Annotated in this window: 19 protein-coding genes; 13 read left to right on the top strand and 6 right to left on the bottom strand. The window is 69.0% G+C overall.

The genetic code is table 11. The features are described from left to right. Nucleotides 1-3: 3 nt before the first annotated feature. Nucleotides 4-663, bottom strand: coding sequence for a LysE/ArgO family amino acid transporter (locus tag LC452_RS00800; protein ID WP_223622141.1), 660 nt, complete (start codon nucleotides 661-663; stop codon nucleotides 4-6). Nucleotides 664-733: 70 nt separating this feature from the next. Here LC452_RS00800 and LC452_RS00795 point away from each other — a divergent pair, with 70 nt between their 5' ends. Next, on the top strand, nucleotides 734-1,612 hold the full coding sequence (locus LC452_RS00795) for a LysR family transcriptional regulator ArgP (protein WP_223622140.1): 879 nt from the start codon (nucleotides 734-736) through the stop codon (nucleotides 1,610-1,612). Nucleotides 1,613-1,627: 15 nt separating this feature from the next. On the opposite strand, the gene LC452_RS00790 is transcribed toward LC452_RS00795, so the two are convergent. Both LC452_RS00790 and LC452_RS00785 read right to left on the bottom strand, forming a co-directional pair. Further along, nucleotides 1,628-2,110: a MarR family winged helix-turn-helix transcriptional regulator gene (locus tag LC452_RS00790; RefSeq protein ID WP_223622139.1), complete on the bottom strand. Its 483-nt coding sequence runs from the start codon at nucleotides 2,108-2,110 to the stop codon at nucleotides 1,628-1,630. Beyond that, nucleotides 2,097-3,809 (bottom strand): DHA2 family efflux MFS transporter permease subunit, encoded by a 1,713-nt coding sequence (locus tag LC452_RS00785; protein WP_223622138.1) that lies wholly within the window; start codon nucleotides 3,807-3,809, stop codon nucleotides 2,097-2,099. The genes LC452_RS00790 and LC452_RS00785 overlap by 14 nt, the downstream gene beginning before the upstream one ends. Before the next feature lie 291 nt (nucleotides 3,810-4,100). On the opposite strand from LC452_RS00785, the gene LC452_RS00780 reads away from it, so the two are divergent. Genes LC452_RS00780 through LC452_RS00760 form a run of 5 tightly spaced genes read left to right on the top strand, consistent with a single transcriptional unit; the run spans nucleotide 4,101 to nucleotide 7,108 of the window. Continuing rightward, nucleotides 4,101-4,652, top strand: coding sequence for a SipW-dependent-type signal peptide-containing protein (locus LC452_RS00780; protein WP_223622137.1), 552 nt, complete (start codon nucleotides 4,101-4,103; stop codon nucleotides 4,650-4,652). Continuing rightward, the gene (locus LC452_RS00775; RefSeq protein ID WP_223622136.1) at nucleotides 4,622-5,284 is read left to right on the top strand and encodes a SipW-dependent-type signal peptide-containing protein; all 663 of its coding nucleotides are present in this window, start codon (nucleotides 4,622-4,624) and stop codon (nucleotides 5,282-5,284) included. The genes LC452_RS00780 and LC452_RS00775 overlap by 31 nt, the downstream gene beginning before the upstream one ends. 8 nt (nucleotides 5,285-5,292) lie before the next feature. Next, on the top strand, nucleotides 5,293-5,931 hold the full coding sequence (locus LC452_RS00770; protein ID WP_223622135.1) for a signal peptidase I: 639 nt from the start codon (nucleotides 5,293-5,295) through the stop codon (nucleotides 5,929-5,931). Further along, nucleotides 5,928-6,590, top strand: a complete 663-nt coding sequence (locus tag LC452_RS00765; protein ID WP_223622134.1) for an LPXTG cell wall anchor domain-containing protein — start codon at nucleotides 5,928-5,930, stop codon at nucleotides 6,588-6,590. The genes LC452_RS00770 and LC452_RS00765 overlap by 4 nt, the downstream gene beginning before the upstream one ends. Next, nucleotides 6,587-7,108 carry a hypothetical protein gene (locus LC452_RS00760; protein WP_223622133.1) on the top strand — a complete coding sequence of 174 codons (522 nt, stop codon included), beginning with the start codon at nucleotides 6,587-6,589 and terminating at the stop codon, nucleotides 7,106-7,108. The genes LC452_RS00765 and LC452_RS00760 overlap by 4 nt, the downstream gene beginning before the upstream one ends. 20 nt (nucleotides 7,109-7,128) lie before the next feature. Here LC452_RS00760 and LC452_RS00755 read toward each other — a convergent pair whose 3' ends face one another. Both LC452_RS00755 and LC452_RS00750 read right to left on the bottom strand, forming a co-directional pair. Beyond that, nucleotides 7,129-7,809 carry a YqaJ viral recombinase family protein gene (locus LC452_RS00755; protein ID WP_223622132.1) on the bottom strand — a complete coding sequence of 227 codons (681 nt, stop codon included), beginning with the start codon at nucleotides 7,807-7,809 and terminating at the stop codon, nucleotides 7,129-7,131. An 83-nt stretch (nucleotides 7,810-7,892) separates the two neighbouring features. Then, nucleotides 7,893-9,257, bottom strand: a complete 1,365-nt coding sequence (locus LC452_RS00750) for a glucose-6-phosphate dehydrogenase (RefSeq protein ID WP_223622131.1) — start codon at nucleotides 9,255-9,257, stop codon at nucleotides 7,893-7,895. Nucleotides 9,258-9,303: 46 nt separating this feature from the next. Here LC452_RS00750 and LC452_RS00745 point away from each other — a divergent pair, with 46 nt between their 5' ends. The 3 genes from LC452_RS00745 to rplL all read left to right on the top strand — a co-directional run bounded on the left by LC452_RS00745 (nucleotide 9,304) and on the right by rplL (nucleotide 12,241). Beyond that, entirely contained in the window at nucleotides 9,304-11,094 is a 1,791-nt protein-coding gene (locus LC452_RS00745; protein WP_223622130.1) for a glycoside hydrolase family 15 protein, read from the top strand. A gap of 226 nt (nucleotides 11,095-11,320) precedes the next feature. Next, complete coding sequence (rplJ, locus tag LC452_RS00740) at nucleotides 11,321-11,809, top strand: 50S ribosomal protein L10 (protein WP_136055260.1); 489 nt, start codon at nucleotides 11,321-11,323, stop codon at nucleotides 11,807-11,809. Between the two features lie 48 nt (nucleotides 11,810-11,857). Then, nucleotides 11,858-12,241: a 50S ribosomal protein L7/L12 gene (gene rplL / locus LC452_RS00735; protein WP_116635741.1), complete on the top strand. Its 384-nt coding sequence runs from the start codon at nucleotides 11,858-11,860 to the stop codon at nucleotides 12,239-12,241. Between the two features lie 79 nt (nucleotides 12,242-12,320). Here the strand turns inward: rplL and LC452_RS00730 are convergent, their stop codons facing one another. Further along, nucleotides 12,321-13,325 carry a LacI family DNA-binding transcriptional regulator gene (locus LC452_RS00730; RefSeq protein ID WP_223622129.1) on the bottom strand — a complete coding sequence of 335 codons (1,005 nt, stop codon included), beginning with the start codon at nucleotides 13,323-13,325 and terminating at the stop codon, nucleotides 12,321-12,323. Between the two features lie 289 nt (nucleotides 13,326-13,614). Between LC452_RS00730 and LC452_RS00725 the strand changes: the two genes are divergently transcribed. The 4 genes from LC452_RS00725 (at nucleotide 13,615) to LC452_RS00710 (ending at nucleotide 18,588) form a co-directional block, all read left to right on the top strand. Beyond that, nucleotides 13,615-14,934, top strand: a complete 1,320-nt coding sequence (locus LC452_RS00725) for an ABC transporter substrate-binding protein (RefSeq protein ID WP_223622128.1) — start codon at nucleotides 13,615-13,617, stop codon at nucleotides 14,932-14,934. Between the two features lie 103 nt (nucleotides 14,935-15,037). Then, nucleotides 15,038-16,177: a carbohydrate ABC transporter permease gene (locus LC452_RS00720; RefSeq protein ID WP_136055417.1), complete on the top strand. Its 1,140-nt coding sequence runs from the start codon at nucleotides 15,038-15,040 to the stop codon at nucleotides 16,175-16,177. Next, entirely contained in the window at nucleotides 16,174-17,133 is a 960-nt protein-coding gene (locus LC452_RS00715; protein WP_223622127.1) for a carbohydrate ABC transporter permease, read from the top strand. Before LC452_RS00720 ends, LC452_RS00715 begins: the two co-directional genes overlap by 4 nt. A 66-nt stretch (nucleotides 17,134-17,199) precedes the next feature. Next, a complete protein-coding gene (locus LC452_RS00710; protein ID WP_223622126.1) occupies nucleotides 17,200-18,588 on the top strand; it encodes a cystathionine beta-synthase in 1,389 nt (462 codons plus the stop codon). Nucleotides 18,589-18,593: the final 5 nt, after the last annotated feature.

The raw sequence follows: 18,593 nt of genomic DNA, 5'->3' as shown, positions 1-18,593 counted from the left end.
GGCTCAGCCGGCGAGGACCGGGAGCACGAGGCTCACGGCGATCGTGATCATCACGACGGCGATCACGGCGTCGAGGATGCGCCACGACAGCGGCGTGCGCAGCCAGCGTCCCACGTAGCGAGCGCCGAACCCCAGGGCGGTGAACCACAGGATGCTGGCCGCGACCGCGCCGACGGCGAACAGCCAGCGCTCCTCGCCGTGCGTGGCCGCGATCGAGCCGAGCATCAGGACCGTGTCGAGGTAGACGTGCGGGTTCAGCCAGGTGAGCGCGAGGACGGTCAGGATCACCGGGGCGAGACGCGTGCGGGTCATCGTGGATGTGCTGCCCGTGCCGGTGGGGGAGGATGCCGCGTCTGCGGTATCGGCATCCAGGCCCGCCTCGCCGCCCCGCCAGGCGCGGCGGGCGGCGAGCAGGCCGTAGGTCAGCAGGAAGAGCGCTCCGGCCCAACGGGCGACGACGACCAGCCACGGGGCGGCCGCCACGACGAAGCCGAGCCCGGCGACGCCCGCGATGATCAGCACCGCGTCGGAGACCGCGCAGATCACGACGACGGCGAGCACGTGCTCGCGCCGGATCCCCTGCCGCAGCACGAAGACGTTCTGCGCGCCGATGGCGACGATGAGCGAGAGGCCGAGACCGAGGCCGGCGAGGACGGAGAGCATGATCTCAGACTAGGAAGTCCAGATCAACAGCACCAGCGAAGATTCCTACTGAACCATTAGCCTGGCTTACGTGAGGATCGACCCGGAACTTGCGGCCACCGTCGCCGCCGTCGCGGACGAGGGCACGCTGGACGCCGCGTCCCGGCGACTCAGCATCACCCCGTCCGCGGTGAGCCAGAGGCTCAAGACGCTCGAACAGCAGCTGGGCCGCGTCCTCGTGGTGCGCACGAAGCCCGCGACGCTCACGGAGGCGGGGGAGGCGGTCGTGCGGCTCGCGCGGCAGATCGCGCTGCTCGAGCACGACGCACTCGCCGGCGTGGGTGTGGATGACGGCGCGGGGGCTCGACGCGCCGGCATCCCGCTGGCAGTGAACGCCGACTCGATGGCGACCTGGTTCCTGGCGCCGCTCGCGCGGCTGTCCGCGATGCACGACATCGATTTCGACCTGCACCGCGACGATCAGAACTTCACGGCACGCCTTCTCGAGTCCGGCACGGTGATGGCCGCGGTGACGAGCGAGGAGAACCCCGTGGCCGGATGCTCGGTCGCGCCGCTGGGCATGATCGAGTACCAGGCCGTGGCCGCTCCCGCGTTCGCCGCACGCTGGTTCGCCGACGGCGTCGACGCCGCGGCGCTGGCCGTCGCACCGTTCGTCGACTTCGATCGGCGCGACACCCTGCAGCACGAGTGGCTGCGGGCGCAGGGGGTGTCGCAGCAGGGAGTCCCGCGGCACTATGTCCCGGCATCGCACGATTACGCGCTGGCGGTGGAACTCGGTCTCGGGTGGGGCATGCTTCCGAAGCTGCAGGAGTCGCCGGGGCTCATCCCGCTGGGCGGGCCGACCCTGCGCGTGAAGCTGTACTGGCAGCAGTGGAACCTGCGCTCCGACCTGCTCGACACCATCGCCGCCGAGATCGCCGGAGAGGCGCGGCGCGTCCTGCAGAGGTGACGCCCGCCGGTATGGTCAGGCGGCGGCGTCCGGGCTGACACCGGAGGCAAGGGCGTGCAGCAGTCGGGAGAGGTTCCCGATGTCGGCGATGCTCCAGTCCTGCAGCGTCTGCAGCAGCATCCCCTCCTGGGGGAGGCGTGCGGCCGTGAGACGCTCGGCGCCGACGTCCGTCAGACGCAGCAGGGAGGAGCGTCCGTCGTGGGGATCCGGGGACCGCTCGACGAGCCCGAGGTCCTCGAGCTCACGGACCGAACGGCTCACCTGACCCTTGTCCATCAGCATCCGCTCCGCCAGCGTCGACGACGTCACCTGCTCGCACCGGGCGATCGTCGTGAGCGTCTTGTACGCGCCGGGGAGCATGCCGGGGCTGACCCGGTTCGCGTTCTCCATGATGAGCCGCCGGAAGTGCGTGATCAGCTCGCTGAACTCCGCCTCGAGGGCGCGGACCGCGTCGGCCCGCGCCTCGGGGGATTCGGGGAGCTGCTCAGCGACGGTCATCGGATGCCGCATCATCACGTCGGTCGTTCGACCCCGTGACGACGGTGACCGTGCCGGTCGTCGCCCCGGAGAGGGCGGTCGCGTCGGCGATCGCGACGTCGGCCGCGTCGTCGACCGGCGAGCCGGTCTTCGCGGCATCCGCGTGGGCGCGTTCGCTGGTCGTCATCGTCGTGAGCGGACGGTTCGGCAGGAACAGGATCGCGATGAGGCTGATCACCGCGAGCGGGATGCCGATCAGGAAGGCGTGCGAGATCGCCTGGGCGTAGAAGTCCTCGATGATTCCGCGGACGGGCTCGGGCAGGAGGCGCACCTCGGGGAGCGTCCCGCTGGAGAGCTGCGCTGCGACCTCGGCACCCTTGTCGCCGAGCTTGGCGATCGCCTCGCCGATGCGCTCCTTGCCGTCGCTGAAGAGACCGGTGAGGCTGTTCGCGAGCACCGCACCCATGACCGAGACGCCGACGGTGCCGCCGAGGCTGCGGAAGAACGTGACTCCCGAGCTCGCGACGCCCATCTCGCTGGGCTTCGCGACGTTTTGCACGATGAGCACGAGGTTCTGCATCGTCATGCCGACACCGGCGCCCATGGCGAACATGTAGAGCGAGACGAGGAAGAAGTTCGTGTCGTAGTGCAGGGTCGACAGCGTCACGGAGCCGACGATCAGCAGCACGGAGCCGAGGATCAGGTAGCCCTTCCACTTGCCGAAGCGGGTGACCAGCTGTCCGACGACCATCGAGGCAATGAGGAGCCCCGCCATCATCGGCAGCGTCATCAGGCCCGCCTCCGTCGGCGTCGCGCCACGCGAGAGCTGCATGTACTGCGCGAGGTAGACCGAGGTGCCGAACATCGCGACGCCGATCGAGATCGACGCGAGCACCGAGAGGGTGAAGGTGCGGCCCTTGAACAGCGAGAGCGGGATCAGCGGCTCGCGCACCTTGAGCTCGACGATCACGAACGCGACCGCGGCGACGATCGCGCCGCCGACCATGAGCATCGTCTCGATGCCCCACCAGTCGAAGGTCGATCCGGCGTTGGTGATCCAGATGAGGATCAGCGAGACGGCGGCGGAGAGCAGCACGATGCCGGTGTAGTCGATCGACGCCTTACGGGTGCGCGCCGTGCTGATGTGCAGGGTCTTCTGCAGGATGATGAGCGCGGCGATCGCGAACGGCAGGGCGACGAAGAAGTTCCAGCGCCAGTTGGCCGCATCCGTGATCCAGCCGCCGAGGAGCGGACCGCCGACGGTGGCGACGGCCATGACCGCGCCGAAGAGCCCCATGTAGCGACCGCGCTCGCGCGGGCTGATGATGTCGGCCATGATGACCTGGCTGAGGGCGGCGAGCCCACCGCCGCCGATGCCCTGGAGGGCGCGGAAGGCGATGAGGGTGTTGGTGTCCTGCGCGAAGCCGGCAGCGGCCGTCGCACCGACGAAGATGACGATCGCGAGCTGGATGAGCAGCTTGCGGTTGAACAGGTCGGCGAGCTTGCCCCAGATCGGGGTGGAGATCGCCGTGGTCAGCAGGGTGGCCGTGATCACCCAGGTGTAGGCGGCCTGGTCGCCGCCGAGGTCGTGCACGATGACGGGCATCGAGGTGGAGACGACCGTCGTGGCGATCATCGAGACGAACATGCCGAGCAGGAGGCCGGTGAGGGCTTCCAGCACCTGGCGGTGCGTCATCTTGACGGGGGAATCCGTGGTCATTGCCGGGCACCTTTCGGGTGGTCGCGGGTGGATGCTGCGACAGCTCTGGCGCGCACGAGATAGTTGAACTTCGTCAACTATACGCACATCGTTGACAATCGTCAACCATTCCCGGCGAGAGGTGGCGATTCCGCGACGAGAGCAGGGGTCGCCTGCGCGCGATGTGCGTTCTTCGTGCGCGGAAACTGCTTGTCACCTGGGATTTGCCTGAAAGACTGAAACCGGCGGAATGAGAGGTCTCGGAGGAGGCCCGTGTTCCTGCCGGCGACCGATCCTGAGGGGGAACGAGACATGGCAAAGACAGACACCAGGCGGAAGGTGGCCGCGGTTCTCGCGGGCGGGCTCGTGCTCGGGGTCGGCGCAGCGGTGACGCTCGCCGCGTGGAACGACTCCGAATTCGCCACCGGCACCTTCACCGCGGGATCGTTCACGTTCACCGGATCGACCGACGGGACTACATTCGCGGAGCATCCGACGAGCCCGGGCGCGACCTTGAGCTTCGCGCTCAACCCCACCAACCTCAGCCCCGACGACGTGGTGTACGCGCCCTACGCGCTCCGACTCGGCGGCACCTACGACGCGACGCTCGACTCGGTCGCTCCTGTGGGAACGGGTGACTTCGTCACCGCGGGAAAGCTGGGCTACGCCGTCGTGTCGACGGGGGCGACGTTCGGCTGTGATGCGGCCGCGTTCGCCGCCGGCACCGCCGTGCCCACCACGATGACACCCGGTACCGATGTGAACCTGTGCATCCAGGTCACGGCGGAGGATGGCGCGGGAGGCATCGAGCAGGGCGACACGGGGACCGTCACATGGCAGTGGAACGCGACCTCGGTGCAGTGAGTCCCTCCCGTCGCGAGCGACGGACAGCCGGGCGGCGCCCCGCGCGCGCCTTCCGGCGGGTGCGAGCGCTGCTCGCCGGCGGACTCGTCCTCGGCGTGGGGGCGACCATGACGATCGCGGCGTGGACGGATCAGGAGATCGCGACGTCCGCGGTCAGCGCGGGAACCTTCTCGATCGTGTCCCGATCGGACACCGCGACGGCCTTCGCGTCGCACGGACCCACCGAGACGGTGCTGACGGTGCCGCTGAACGCCGGGGGACTCTGGCCGGGGCAGACGCGAGCCGCCTACGTGCAGGTCCAAGCGTCCGGAACCCTCCCGGGAACCGTGAACCTGACCGGAGTGGCGGTGACCAACAACGCGAACGGCACTCCGACCGGAGCCGATCTCGCTCTGCAGGACGCGCTGCGAGTGGGCATCTCGGTGGTCGCCGCACCGGCGAACTGCACGACGGCGCTGCCGGCGACCGGCGCGCTCACGGCGGTCCCCGCACTCACCGCTCAGGCGCTCACGGTCGGCCCGGTGAACACCATCACCTACTGCATCGTGCTCACCCTGCCCACGGACGCCGCGACCACCGCACAAGGGGGAGCCGTCAAACCCACGTGGACCTTCACCGGAACCACGAACTGAGTCGCCCCGTGGACACGATCGCTCGCGGGGCGCGGACCGTCGGTCGCGGTGTGCGCGAGGCGCTCCTCACTCTCGCCGCACTCGGCGGCGTGGTCTGCATCGTGCTCGTCATCATGGCGTACACCGGCGGCTACTCGTTGATCATGTTCAAGACCGGGTCGATGTCGCCGACCATTCCGGCCGGCTCCGTGGCGCTGGTGCAGAAGATCCCGGCATCCGAGGTCGTCGTGGGCGACGTCGTGACGGTCGATCGGGCAGATGCTCTGCCGATCACGCACCGCGTGATCGCCGTCGAGGCCGCAGGCGATGATGGGGCACGGACCATCCGGATGCGAGGCGACGCGAACGATGTCGAGGATCCCGATCCCTACCTCGTCGAGGAGGTCAGGATCGTGCGCGGCTCGGTGCCCGGCCTCGCCTACGTCGTGGTGTGGTTCGGCAGCCCGTGGGTGCTCGGCGGGGTGACTCTCGGGGCCACCGCGCTCGTCGTCTGGGCGTTCTGGCCCCGGAAGGAGCGCGCCTCACCTCCGGCATCCGAAGCTCCGGCGGAGGCGTCCCCCGTGTCCTCCGTCGGACCATCCGTCGTCGAGGTCCCCGACGACGGACTCGCGGCCGGCGGAGCACTCCGGAGGGACAGGCGCTCATGAACCGCCGGTCGATCACCCGTGCCGGTGCGAGTGCCGTCGTCGCGCTTGCGCTCGTCGCCTCCGCCTCACCCGCATGGGCGGCGCCCACGACCGAGGTGATCCAGGGGCAGGTCCTGAGGCTCGTGTCCGTCGCCGATTGGGACGCGGCCGGCACCCTGCTGCCCGACCAGCCCGTGCAGTGGGACGTGGCCGTGAGCGCCGATGCCCCCGACCCCGGCACGGTGACGATCGGTGTCAGCGCCACCGGCGATGCTCCACTGCTCCTGGACGCCTCGCTCTGCGGAGAGGAATGGGAGGCCGACGGATGCCCGGGAGGAGAGATCGTGCTGCGGTCGGGGTGGGACATCCCGCGCGACGGCAGCGAAGTGAGGCTCGCCGAGATGGCCGACACCGACATCGCGCACCTTCGGCTCAGCATCGCGATCCGCGGTGACGCGGAGTCCGGCTCCACGAATGTGCGGGTCCACGCCAGCGGCGAAGGCGAGACCGTCGTCGCCGGACCGGACGGCGGGCTGGCGACCACCGGTCCGTCGTCCCCCGTGCCCTGGATCCTCACGGGCGGCGCGGTGCTCGTCCTGGGCGCGGGGCTGTTCGTCCTGGCGCGCCGCCGAGCTGCCCCCGATGCGGACCCCCTGGGTCTGAGCCGAGGCTCCCGATGACCCGCGGGATGCGACGGCGGGTGACCGCTGCCGTTCTCGGACTGTCGGTTCTCGTCGGGGTCGCGGCTGCTCCCTCTGCCGGTCTCACGGAGGCGGCATGGACCGACGCCGAGTTGACGACGGCGCCGGCCTCCGCGCTGACGCTGTCGACGCCGACGATCACGGGCTGCACCATCCAGAACCTCTCCGTGATCGGTGTCGGTCTGGTCTTCCAGAGCGTGACGATCACGTGGACGTCGGCGTATCCGCTCGCCAATGTGCGGATGACGGCGACATCCGGCTCCAACACGGGCACGGTACCGGCGGCGAACATCGCTTCCAGCGGCCCGGTGGGCGGCCTCTACACGTACTCGACCACGCTCAACCAGGCGCTGCTGACGAGCCTGGTCGTGAACCTCCTCGGGAGCACGACCACTCTGACCGCGACGAACGTCATGGGGAGCAACTGGGTGTCCGCCGGAGCATCGAGGAGACTGGCCATCGGGTTGCTCGGGTTGGGCGCGACCTGCACGGTCTGAGACGTGCGGAGTCCGGCGGGTCAGTCCGCCAAGGCCAGGGCGCGGAACGCGTCGCGATCACGCAGCTGCTCGCGGCGACTGGCGGCCACGTCGGCGATGCGCGTGGGCGGCTGCTGCCCCGTGGTGCGGCGGTAGAGCTCGTCGATGAGGTCGGTCGCGAGGCTCACGAGCTTCGCGATCTCGCGGTCGTCGCGGTCGATCCACACGCACTTCGGCTCGTCGTGGATGGGGGAGAAGTCCTCGTGCTGCTCCCAGACGAACAGCGTGCGCTCGGCACCCAGCACGTGCTGCTGCCACCACATCTGGCGGAGGTACGTGCGGGGGATGCCGTTCCACGGCTTGTTCGTGGTCTTGATCTCGGCGAGCTTCACGCGCCCCGCCGCATCGACGGCGATGCCGTCGGGGGTCGCGAGGTGCCGGTGCTCCACCTCGGCGCGGAAGAGCGCCGAGGACGGGAGGATGCCGTGGGTCGCGGCGACCCAGGCGGCGATCTCCGGCTCGCGACGACGACCGTGGTCGGTGTACGCGTTGCCGCCGAACCGCGGTCCGCCGCCGAGCTTGGCATCGGCAGCGCGGGAGATCGACTTCTCACTGGTGAGCCCGGCGACGTCGGTCGCGGTGATGCCGCGGGATCTAGCCCGCATCCACGCCACGCGATCGCGGGAGTCCGCGACGATGCGAGCGGCGAGTTCGGGGTTCACTCCTCGACCCTAACCCCGCGCACCGACGTCTTCGTCCGTACACGCCGCGCTCCGGCATCCGCCCTCCCGGCATCGCGGAGCGGTCAGCGCACGTCGGGCCACCCCTCGGGGCCGGCGGTGCCGGCGGCGTACTCCTCGAGCGGCACGGCGCCTTCGCGCCACGCCTTCAGGATCGGATCGACGATCCGCCAGCACTGCTCGGCGGCATCGCCGCGGACGGCCAGCAGAGGGTCGCCGTCGAGCACACCTGAGAGCACCTCGGCATAGGCCTTCAGCGCCCCTTCTCCCAGCTCGGCCGAGAGCGTCGCGCGCTCCAGCTCGAACGGGTCCTCCGCGGCGTTGAGGTTCAGTTCGAGCGACATGCGGTCCGGGCCGAGCGAGAAGCGCAGGATCGCGCCGTCCGACGATCCGGTGAGACCGGCCGGGATGTGCCGGACGGGGCGGAAGCGCACCACGATCTCGGTCGCGGGCTCGCCGAGAGCCTTGCCCGAGCGGAGCCGGAAGGGCACCCCCGCCCAGCGGGCGTTGCGCACCTCGAACGTCGCCTCGGCGAGCGTCTCGGTCTCGCGGGACGGGTCCACTCCGGGCTCGTCGACGTACGAGGGCTTGTCCACGCCGTCGACGCTCCCCGCTGTGTACCGCGCGCGGCGCGTCGACGCCACCGGATCGTCGTCCCACACCGATGTCGCCCGCAGCACCGCCCCGGTCGCCGCACGGAAGTCGACCTCGTCGAGCGTCGCGGGCTCCTCCATGGCGAGCACGGCCAGCACCTGGAGCAGGTGGCTCTGGATCATGTCGACCAGTGCGCCGGCCGAGTCGTAGTACCCGGCGCGTCCCTCGAGCGCCAGCCGCTCGTCGTAGACGATGCCGACCGATTCGATGCTCTCCGCCGACCAGAGCGGTTCGAGGATGCGGTTGGCGAAGCGCGCGCCGAGCAGGTTCAGCGTCGTGGACCGGCCGAGGAAGTGATCGACGCGGAACACCTGGCTCTCCGGCACGAGCGCCGTGAGCGTCCGGTTCAGTTCCCTGGCGCTGGCCTCGTCGGTACCGAACGGCTTCTCCATGACCAGCATCGCGCCGGCGGGCAGCATCTCGGGCGTCATGGCGTCGACCGACGCCGCAGCGATCGAGGGCGGTACGGCGAAGTACAGGGCGACCTGCCCCGTGCACTCCTCCAGCAGCGCGCGCAGGTCGTCGGGCCGGGTGATGTCGGTCTTGCGATAGGTCACCTCGACGCGGGATGCCGCCTCTTCGGCCTTCATCGTCGCGAACGACTTCCGGACCACTGCTTCGAGGTCGGCATCCGTCCAGTCCTCGCGGTCGGCGCCGACGACGTGGACCACACGCGAAGGCTCGCGAAGGAGCAGCTGTCCCAGAGCCGGAAGCAGGAGGCGGGCGGCGAGATCGCCACCGGCCCCGAAGATCACCAGCGTCGTCGCATCGGTCATGGTCCCACCGTAACCGCTCCACAGCCGGGCATGTCAGACTCAGCGGATGCCCGCTCCGATCGAGGACTACGCCCTGCTCAGCGACTGCCGCACCGGCGCCCTCGTGTCCCGCGAGGGAAGCATCGACTGGCTCTGTCTTCCCCGGTTCGACGCGCCGTCGCTGTTCGGCGCCCTGCTCGGCGAACCGCGCAACGGATGCTGGAGCCTCCGTCCCACCGACGACACGGCGACCTCGCACCGGCACTACATCTCCGACACGTTCATCCTTGTGACCCGCTGGGAGACCGCCGGCGGCATCGCGGAGGTGCAGGAGTTCCTCCCGTACCAGCCGGTGCGCACCGACGTCGTGCGTCGGATCGTGGGCATCTCGGGCGAGGTCGAGTTCACCACCGAGCTGCGGCTGCACTTCGACTACTCCCGCCGGCTGCCGTGGGTGCGCCAGGTCGGCACGCCTCGGGAACCGGCACTGCGCGCGACGGCGGGCCCCGAGGCGGTGATCGTGCGCGGCGTGCAGCTCGTCGCCGACGATCACGTGCACCGCGGGACCCTGACGGTCGGCGCCGACGAGCACCGCGATCTGGTGCTCAGCTGGTTCCCCTCTCACGAGCATCAGCCGAAACCCCTCGACGTCGACGAGGCCCTCGCGGCGACCCGGTCCTGGTGGCAGGGCTGGGCCAGCGGGATCGCGCACGAAGGCCCGCACCGCGACGAGGTCGTGCGGTCGCTGCTGGTGCTGCGGGGACTCACGAACAAGGACACGGGTGGCATCGTCGCGGCGGCGACGACCTCTCTTCCCGAGCAGTTCGGCGGCGCGCGCAACTGGGACTACCGCTTCGTCTGGCTGCGGGATGCCGCGCTGACGCTCGAGGCCCTGATCGCGCACGGCTTCCTCGAAGAGGCGCATCAATGGCGGCGCTGGCTGCTGCGCGCCGTGGCCGGTGAACCGGGCGAGGTGCAGATCATGTACGGGATCGCGGGGGAGCGCGACCTGATGGAGCGGGAGATGCCGAGCCTGCCGGGGTACGACGGCGCGGCGCCGGTGCGCATCGGCAACGGCGCGGTCGATCAGTACCAGGGCGACGTCGTCGGCGAGGTGCTCGTCGCGCTGGAGGCGGCCAGGATCGCCGGACTCGAGGAGGGCGATTTCTCCTGGCCGTTGCAGCGTGCCCTCATCGAGCATGTGGTCGCCTCGCTCGATCGACCCGACAACGGCATCTGGGAGGTCCGCGGCGAACCCCGGTGGTTCACGCATTCGCGCGTCATGATGTGGGCCGCGATGGACCGAGGCGTCCGGGCGGTGCGTGAGCACGGGCTCCGCGGCGATGCCGAGCGCTGGGAGCGGACCCGAGACGCTCTGCGTCGCGAGATCGACGAGCGCGGAGTGCACGCCGAGGGCTTCTTCGTGCAGCACTACGAATCGGCGGATGTCGACGCGTCGCTGCTGATCCTTCCGCAGGTCGGGTACTGCGCCCCCGACGACCCTCGGATGCTGCGGACCGTGGATCAGCTGGAGAGCACGCTGCTCCACGACGGGCTGCTGCTGCGCTACCGCACGGAGTCCGGGGTCGACGGGCTCGCCGGGCGTGAGCATCCGTTCCTCGCCTGCAGCTTCTGGCTCGTCGAGCAGTACGCGGCGACCGGCCGGGTCGACGAGGCCGCCGCCTTGATGGAGCGACTCGTCGCGATGGCGAACGACCTCGGACTCCTGTCCGAGGAGTACGACGTCGAGGGCGATCGCCAGGCGGGCAACACCCCGCAGGCGCTGTCGCACCTGAGCCTCATCCGTGCAGCCGATGCGCTCGCCGGACACGTCGGCCGGGCCGCCGATCGGCGCTGATTTGGGGGACGGCTCCGGGTGAGGTAACCTGGACACAACCGAAGACCGCTGGTCATCGTCGTGCGTGCGAACGCGAGGCGATCGAAGCTCTGCACAGCAGGGGCCCGCGCAGGACACGAACTTCTCGAAGCTCCGTGCGCTTGCGCCGGAGCTTCTTTCTTTTGCAGGTGGTCCGAGGCCGGCGCCCCACCACCGTGCGGCGCCACGTACACACCAAGGAGTGACCATGGCGCAGAAGGATGCATCGGTCGCCGAGCTCACGAAGTCATTCGAGAACTCGAACGCCGTCCTGCTGACCGAGTACCGCGGTCTGACGGTTGCCCAGCTCAAGGAGCTGCGCAACAGCATCCGTCAGGACGCCGAGTACGCCGTGGTGAAGAACACGCTGACCAAGATCGCGGCCAACAAGGCCGGGATCACTGCGCTGGATGACGACCTCAAGGGTCCGTCGGCCGTCGCTTTCGTGCACGGTGACTTCGTCGCCACCGCCAAGGCTCTTCGTGACTTCGCCAAGGCCAACCCGCTTCTCGTGATCAAGTCCGGCGTCTTCGAGGGCAACGCCCTCACCGCCGACGAGGTCAACAAGTACGCCGCGCTGGAGAGCCGTGAGGTTCTGCTGGCGAAGGCTGCGGGCATGATGAAGGCGACGATGGGCAAGGCTGCCGCCACCATCGACGCGCTTCGCGAAAAGCTGGAGACCGCACAGGCCGCGTGAGCGACCGGCGATCTCTTCACACAAACCCCATTAATTAGGAGATACATCATGGCGAAGCTTTCCACCGAGGAGCTGCTGGAGCAGTTCGCTGGCCTGACCCTCGTTGAGCTCAACGACTTCGTGAAGGCGTTCGAGGAGAAGTTCGAGGTCACCGCTGCTGCACCCGTCGCCGTTGCCGGCGCTGCGGGCGCGGGTGGCGCTGCCGAGGCCGAGGAGGAGAAGGACTCGTTCGACGTCATCCTCGAGGCTGCCGGCGACAAGAAGATCCAGGTCATCAAGACCGTCCGCGAGCTCACCTCGCTGGGCCTCGGCGAGGCCAAGGCTGTCGTCGACGGCGCTCCGAAGGCCGTGCTCGAGGGCGCGAACAAGGAAGCCGCCGAGAAGGCCAAGGCCGCTCTCGAAGAGGCTGGCGCCACGGTTACCCTCAAGTAATCACCGCGTCTCAGCGTTTCATCGAAGGCCCCGGGTTCTCCCGGGGCCTTCGTGCGTCCCCGGTGCGTGCGCGATGCGTTCAGCGCGGCGGGGCCGTGGAGCTGCGGATCACGAGAGCGGATGTCGCGGCGACGTGCTCGAGCGGATCCTCGGGATGGGTCATCCGCTGGGTGAGCAGTCGTACCGCCTCATGCCCCTGCTCTCTGGGCGACTGCCCGATGGTCGTCAGGGAGAACATCTCCGCGTGCTCGTGGTCGTCGATGCCGACGACGCTCAGTTCGGTCGGCACGGCGATCCCGAGGCGGCGTGCCGCGATCACCGCACCGATCGCCGCCTCGTCGCAGACGCCGACGATCGCGGTCGGCCGGTCCCGCCGATCTCCGAGCAGCCCCGCCGCGGCGGCGTACCCGCCCGGCATGGTCGGGGTGGCCCCGACGATGCGGGCGTGCGCGGCGAGTCCGGCGGCCTGCAGGGCGACCTGATAGCCGTCGAGGCGGCGGGCGTCGCCGAAGCTCAGCTCCGCGGCATCCGTCGATCCGCCGACGAACGCGATGGCGGTGTGACCGAGCTGGATGAGGTGTTCGGTGGCGATGCGCGCGGCGGCGGTGTCGTCGATCGACACGGCGCTCGAACCCTGGTTGTAGGGACCCACGCTCACGAGCGGCCGGCCGGTGCGCTGCAGCCGCTCCAGCTCGCGCGCGCTCGGCTGGATGCCGATGGCGATGATGCCGTCGAACCGGCGGCGGGGGAGCACGTGCTCGAACAGCCTCTCCCGGGTCTGCGACCCTTCGGGCACGCCGTAGAGCGAGAGGTCGTAGTCGAGCGCGAACAGCGACTCCTGGATGCCGGCGAGCAGCTCGGCGAAGAACCAGCGGTCGACAGGCGGCATCACGACCCCGACGGTCTGCGTGCGGCCGGTGGCGAGGCTGGTGGCCGAAGAATGCGCGACGTACGACAGTTCGCGCGCGGCATCCGTCACCCGCTGACGCGTGTCGTCCGAGACGTAGCCGTGGCCGGTGAGGGCACGGCTCGCCGTGGCCTTCGACACGCCGGCACGAGCGGCGACGTCCGCGATCGTGCTCATCGGTCCTCCTCGACCAGGCCACGCGGATGCGTGAGAGGCGACACGCCGAGGCGCTCGCCGGTCGTTAGCGTAGTCGCTCGGCGCGGGAAAAGGAACCGGTTCCATATACCGGTTGAGGGAGCGCTCCCATCCGCGTGGACGAGCGGGCGCGAAAGGTTGTCAGCTTGTGACCCTTGCTTATTGTGCGGGGGAGCCGAAGCCCAGTAGGTTGGCCTGGAATCGGTTCCCGAACGACGCCGGGGGTGGCGTCTGTCGAAGCGGGACCCTGTACTCGAAGAGGAGAATTCACATGGCTCTGTCACAGCGTTCACGGCGGCTGGTGCCGCTCGCCCTGCTGGGGGTCGCGGGCGTCGCGCTCGCCGGATGCGGGGCTCCCGGCGGTGCCCCCTCAGGCGGCGGAGGCGGTGGAGGCGGAGACAACACCGTCACGATCTACGGCACGATCGTCGAAGGAGAGGCCGAACTCCTCGCGCAGTCCTGGGCGGACTTCGAGAAGGAGAACGACATCACCATCAAGTACGAGGGCAGCCAGGACTTCGAGACCCAGCTCGGCACCCGCGCACAGGGTGGCAACCCGCCCGACATCGCGATCTTCCCGCAGCCGGGTCTGTTCGCCGACTACGCGTCGCGCGACCTGCTGAAGCCCGCTCCGGATGCCGTCAAGAAGAACGCCGAAGAGGGCTGGACCCAGGGCTGGATCGACTTCGGCACCTACGACGGCACCTTCTACGGCGCGCCGCTGATGGCGAGCGTCAAGGGATGGATCTGGTACTCGCCGACCAAGTTCGCCGAGTGGGGCGTCGAAGAGCCCACGACGTGGGACGAGCTGCTGACGCTCACCCAGACGATCAAGGAGAAGAGCGGCGCGGCCCCGTGGTGCGCCGGCTTCGAGTCGGGCGTCGCGACCGGGTGGCCGGGCACGGACTGGATCGAGGACCTCGTGCTCCGCAACGCGGGCCCCGACGTCTACGACCAGTGGGTCAAGAACGAGATCCCGTTCACCGACCCGCAGATCAAGGAAGCGTTCGACGCGACCGGCGAGATCCTGCTCAACCCGGAGTACGTCAACGCCAGCTTCGGTGACGTGCGCTCGATCAACTCGACCGCGTTCGGCGATGTGGCAGGCAAGGTCGCCAGCGGCGAGTGCGCGCTGACGCACCAGGCCTCGTTCCTCTCGGGCTTCTTCCCCGAGGGCACGAACTTCGCCGAGGACGGCGACGTGTGGGCGTTCCTGACTCCGAGCTCGAGCCCGGACGAGACGCTCATCACCGGTGGTGGCGAGATCGTCGGCGCGTTCAGCGACGACGAGGCGACGCAGAAGGTGCTGGAGTACCTGTCCAGCCCCGAGTGGGCGAACAGCCGCCTCGCTCTCGGCGGCGTGACCTCGGCCAACAAGGGCGTGGACCTCGACGTGGTCGAGGACCCGATCCTGCAGGAGTCGATCAAGCTCCTCCAGGACGACGAGGTGACGTTCCGCTTCGACGGATCCGACCAGATGCCGGGTGCGGTCGGTTCGGGCACGTTCTGGAAGGGCATCGTGGCCTGGGTGAACGGCACCTCCACCGACGAGGTGCTGACGCAGATCCAGACCGGCTGGCCCTCCAGCTGATCGCATGAGGAGGGCCGCCCGGGTGGGCGGCCCTCCTTCTCACACCCGGTCCGCGCAACGTCGCTCGGGCCGCTGATCAGCTCCGTCTCATGAAGGGGAATCCGTGAACGCGACTGTGTTCTTCCAATGGATCGGGGCGCTGCCGCCGATCCTCCAGGCCGTCGCCGTGGTCATCGCATTCGCGGTGGTCGTGGTGGTGATCCTGCTTCTCGTCGACATCGCGCCGCGCAAGGGTGCGGTCTACACCGTCATCCGCCTCGCGATGTGCCTGCTCATCCCGCTCGCGGTGATGTGGTTCTTCAACTCCTACTACTGGGCGATGGGAGTGGCCGTCGCCGTCGGCGCACTGTTCTTCTTCCTCGACTACCGCTCCCGCGACGGCGCGGGATACCTGATCCAGCTGGTCGCCTTCATGGCGCCGGCGATGCTGCTGCTCCTGGCCGGCCTGATCCTGCCGTCGATCCAGACCGTGTACGCGTCGTTCTGGAACTCGACGGGGCAGAACTTCGTCGGCTTCTCGAACTACCTCTGGATCTTCACGCAGTCCGACGGTGTCAGCTCGGTCGTCAACACGATCGTGTGGGTGCTGCTCGTGCCGACGCTCTCGACGCTGATCGGCCTCGCCTACGCCGTGTTCATCGACAAGACCCGCGGCGAGAAGGTCTACAAGCTCCTGGTGTTCATGCCGATGGCGATCTCGTTCGTCGGCGCCAGCATCATCTGGCGGTTCGTGTACGCGTATCGCGGTGGTGAGTTCGAGCAGATCGGCCTGCTCAACCAGATCCTGGTCTGGTTCGGCGGGCAGCCGCAGCAGTTCCTGCTGAACGGCCCGTGGAACAACCTCGCCCTCATCGTGGTGCTGATCTGGGTGCAGACCGGTTTCGCCATGGTCGTGCTCTCGGCATCCATCAAGGGCGTGCCGGCCGAGCTCCTCGAAGCGGCCGAACTCGACGGCGCCAACGCCTGGGAGCGCTTCTGGTCGGTGACGATCCCGTCGATCCGACCGGCACTCATCGTCGTGCTGACCACGATCTCGATCGCCTCGCTGAAGGTCTTCGACATCGTGCGCACGATGACCGGCGGCAACTACGGCACATCGGTGCTCGCGAACGAGATGTACACGCAGTTCTCGAAGTTCGAGGCGGGACGCAGTGCTGCGCTCTCCGTCATCCTGTTCATCCTGGTGCTGCCGATCGTCATCTACAACGCGCGCCAGATCAAGAAGCAGCGGGAGATCCGATGACCGACACCGTGAAGTCAGAGACCCCGGCCAGCACGAGAGCGATCACGACCGGCAGCAGGTTCGAAGCCTCCGCCGGGCGTGCGCGCAAGCGTCTCAGCCGGCCGTGGGCGACCGTCGCGTCGATCGTCATCGCCGTGCTGTGGACGATCCCGACGGTCGGGCTGTTCGTCTCGTCGTTCCGCGAGCGGGACGCGATCGAGACGACCGGCTGGTGGACGTTCTTCACCAACCCGCAGCTGACGCTGGACAACTACGCGGCCGTGCTGCAGTCCGGCACGACCCAGCTGACGATCCTCGAGTCGTTCTTCAACTCGATCGTGATCACGATCCCGGCCACGATCATCCCCCTGATGATCGCGGCGATGGCCGCATACGCCTTCTCGTGGATCGAGTTCAAGGGACGCAACGCGCTGTTCATCTTCGTGTTCGCGCTGCAGATCGTGCCCATCCAGATGGCCCTGGTGCCGCTGCTGTCGTCGTTCTCCCGAGGGATCAACCTCTTCGGGGTGCAGGTGACCCTGGGGCTCGACGTCGCGGGTGGCTATGCGCAGGTCTGGTTCGCCCACACCATGTTCGCGCTGCCGCTGGCGATCTACCTGCTGCACAACTTCATGTCGGAGATCCCGGGAGAGATCATCGAGGCCGCGCGCGTCGACGGCGCCTCGCGCGGGCAGATCTTCTTCCGCGTGGTGCTGCCGTTGACGATGCCGGCGATCGCGTCGGTCGCGATCTTCCAGTTCCTGTGGGTGTGGAACGACCTGATCGTCGCGCTGGTGTTCGCCGACGGCGCCGCCTCGCCGATCACGAAGGTGCTCGCCGAGATCACGGGCCGCGGAGAAGGCTGGTACCTGCTCACGGCCGGTGCGTTCGTGTCGATCATCGTTCCGCTGATCGTGTTCTTCTCGCTGCAGAGGTTCTTCGTCCGAGGGCTCCTGGCGGGTTCCACGAAGGGCTGAGGGACGGATGCCGCGGGTGGTGCAACACAGCACCACCCGCGGCATCCGTCCCCGTACCCTGAAGTCATGAAGTACGCAGACTCGATCGTCGACCTCGTCGGCGACACGCCCCTCGTGAAGCTCCAGCACGTCACCGAGGGCGTCGCGTGCACGGTGCTGGTCAAGCTCGAGTACATGAACCCCGGCGGTTCGTCCAAAGACCGCATCGCTTCGCGCATCATCGACGCGGCCGAGGCCGCGGGCGACCTGAAGCCGGGTGGCACGATCGTCGAGCCGACCAGCGGGAACACCGGTGTCGGGCTCGCGCTCGTCGCGCAGCAGCGTGGGTACAAGTGCGTGTTCGTGCTGCCCGACAAGGTCGGCGACGACAAGATCGACGTGCTGCGGGCCTATGGAGCCGAGGTCGTGGTGACGCCGACCTCGGTGGCACCCGACAGCCCCGAGTCGTACTACAGCGTGAGCGACCGGCTCACCCGCGAGATCCCCGGCGCCTTCAAGCCGAACCAGTACGAGAACCCGAACGGTCCGCGCAGCCACTACGAGACCACCGGACCCGAGATCTGGCGCGACACCGACGGGAAGGTCACGCACTTCGTGGCCGGCGTCGGCACGGGCGGCACGATCACCGGGACCGGGCGATTCCTCCGCGAGGTGTCCGACGAGCGGGTGCGCATCGTCGGCGTCGACCCGGAGGGCAGCGTCTACAGCGGCGGCACCGGACGCCCGTACCTCGTCGAGGGCGTGGGCGAGGACATCTGGCCCGGCTCGTACGATCCGACCGTGCCGCACGAGATCGTGGCGGTGAGCGACGCCGAGTCGTTCTCGATGACGCGCCGTCTCGCACGCGAAGAGGGCATCCTCGTCGGCGGGTCCAGCGGCATGGCGGTCGTCGGCGCCCTGCGCATCGCGCGCGACCTGCCCGCGGACACCGTGATGGTGGTGCTCCTGCCGGACGGCGGCCGCGGCTACCTCGCCAAGATCTTCAACGACGGATGGATGCGCTCCTACGGCTTCAGCGAGGTGGAGGAGGGGGAGACCGTCGCCGACGTGCTCGCCGCCCGCACTCAGCGCCAGGCGCAGGGTCCGAGCGCCGGCATCCCCGACCTCGTGCACGCCCACCCGACCGACACCGTGCTCGAGGCGATCGGGATGATGACCGAGTACGACGTCTCGCAGCTCGTCGTGCTCAGCGCCGAGCCCCCCGTGATGATGGGCGAGGTCGTCGGCACCGTCGACGAGAAGGGACTGCTCGACCTGCTGTTCCGGGGCGAGGCGCAGCCGACCGATGCACTCGGCGCGCACGTGGGGGAGCGGCTGCCGCTCGTCGGCATCCACACGTCGGTGGCGCAGGCGCGCGCCGCGCTCGCGGATGCCGATGCGCTGCTCGTGACCGAAGACGGCAAGCCGCACACGGTGCTCACCCGTCAGGATCTGCTCTCGTACCTGTCGCGCTGACGCGC

It is taken from the genome of Microbacterium sp. EST19A (assembly GCF_019969685.1).
GTDB lineage: Bacteria > Actinomycetota > Actinomycetes > Actinomycetales > Microbacteriaceae > Microbacterium.
This window is presented reverse-complemented; position numbering and strand designations above follow the sequence as displayed.

What these genes read in the sequence shown, in the direction of transcription:
- LC452_RS00790 (WP_223622139.1), bottom strand. Translation starts at nt 2,110, where the DNA reads ATGACCGTCGCTGAGCAGCTCCCCGAATCCCCCGAGGCGCGGGCCGAC.
- LC452_RS00775 (WP_223622136.1), top strand. Translation starts at nt 4,622, where the DNA reads ATGGCAGTGGAACGCGACCTCGGTGCAGTGAGTCCCTCCCGTCGCGAG.
- LC452_RS00780 (WP_223622137.1), top strand. Translation starts at nt 4,101, where the DNA reads ATGGCAAAGACAGACACCAGGCGGAAGGTGGCCGCGGTTCTCGCGGGC.
- rplL (WP_116635741.1), top strand. Translation starts at nt 11,858, where the DNA reads ATGGCGAAGCTTTCCACCGAGGAGCTGCTGGAGCAGTTCGCTGGCCTG.
- LC452_RS00760 (WP_223622133.1), top strand. Translation starts at nt 6,587, where the DNA reads ATGACCCGCGGGATGCGACGGCGGGTGACCGCTGCCGTTCTCGGACTG.
- LC452_RS00745 (WP_223622130.1), top strand. Translation starts at nt 9,304, where the DNA reads ATGCCCGCTCCGATCGAGGACTACGCCCTGCTCAGCGACTGCCGCACC.
- LC452_RS00710 (WP_223622126.1), top strand. Translation starts at nt 17,200, where the DNA reads ATGAAGTACGCAGACTCGATCGTCGACCTCGTCGGCGACACGCCCCTC.
- rplJ (WP_136055260.1), top strand. Translation starts at nt 11,321, where the DNA reads ATGGCGCAGAAGGATGCATCGGTCGCCGAGCTCACGAAGTCATTCGAG.
- LC452_RS00715 (WP_223622127.1), top strand. Translation starts at nt 16,174, where the DNA reads ATGACCGACACCGTGAAGTCAGAGACCCCGGCCAGCACGAGAGCGATC.
- LC452_RS00725 (WP_223622128.1), top strand. Translation starts at nt 13,615, where the DNA reads ATGGCTCTGTCACAGCGTTCACGGCGGCTGGTGCCGCTCGCCCTGCTG.
- LC452_RS00765 (WP_223622134.1), top strand. Translation starts at nt 5,928, where the DNA reads ATGAACCGCCGGTCGATCACCCGTGCCGGTGCGAGTGCCGTCGTCGCG.
- LC452_RS00750 (WP_223622131.1), bottom strand. Translation starts at nt 9,257, where the DNA reads ATGACCGATGCGACGACGCTGGTGATCTTCGGGGCCGGTGGCGATCTC.
- LC452_RS00785 (WP_223622138.1), bottom strand. Translation starts at nt 3,809, where the DNA reads ATGACCACGGATTCCCCCGTCAAGATGACGCACCGCCAGGTGCTGGAA.
- LC452_RS00730 (WP_223622129.1), bottom strand. Translation starts at nt 13,325, where the DNA reads ATGAGCACGATCGCGGACGTCGCCGCTCGTGCCGGCGTGTCGAAGGCC.
- LC452_RS00800 (WP_223622141.1), bottom strand. Translation starts at nt 663, where the DNA reads ATGCTCTCCGTCCTCGCCGGCCTCGGTCTCGGCCTCTCGCTCATCGTC.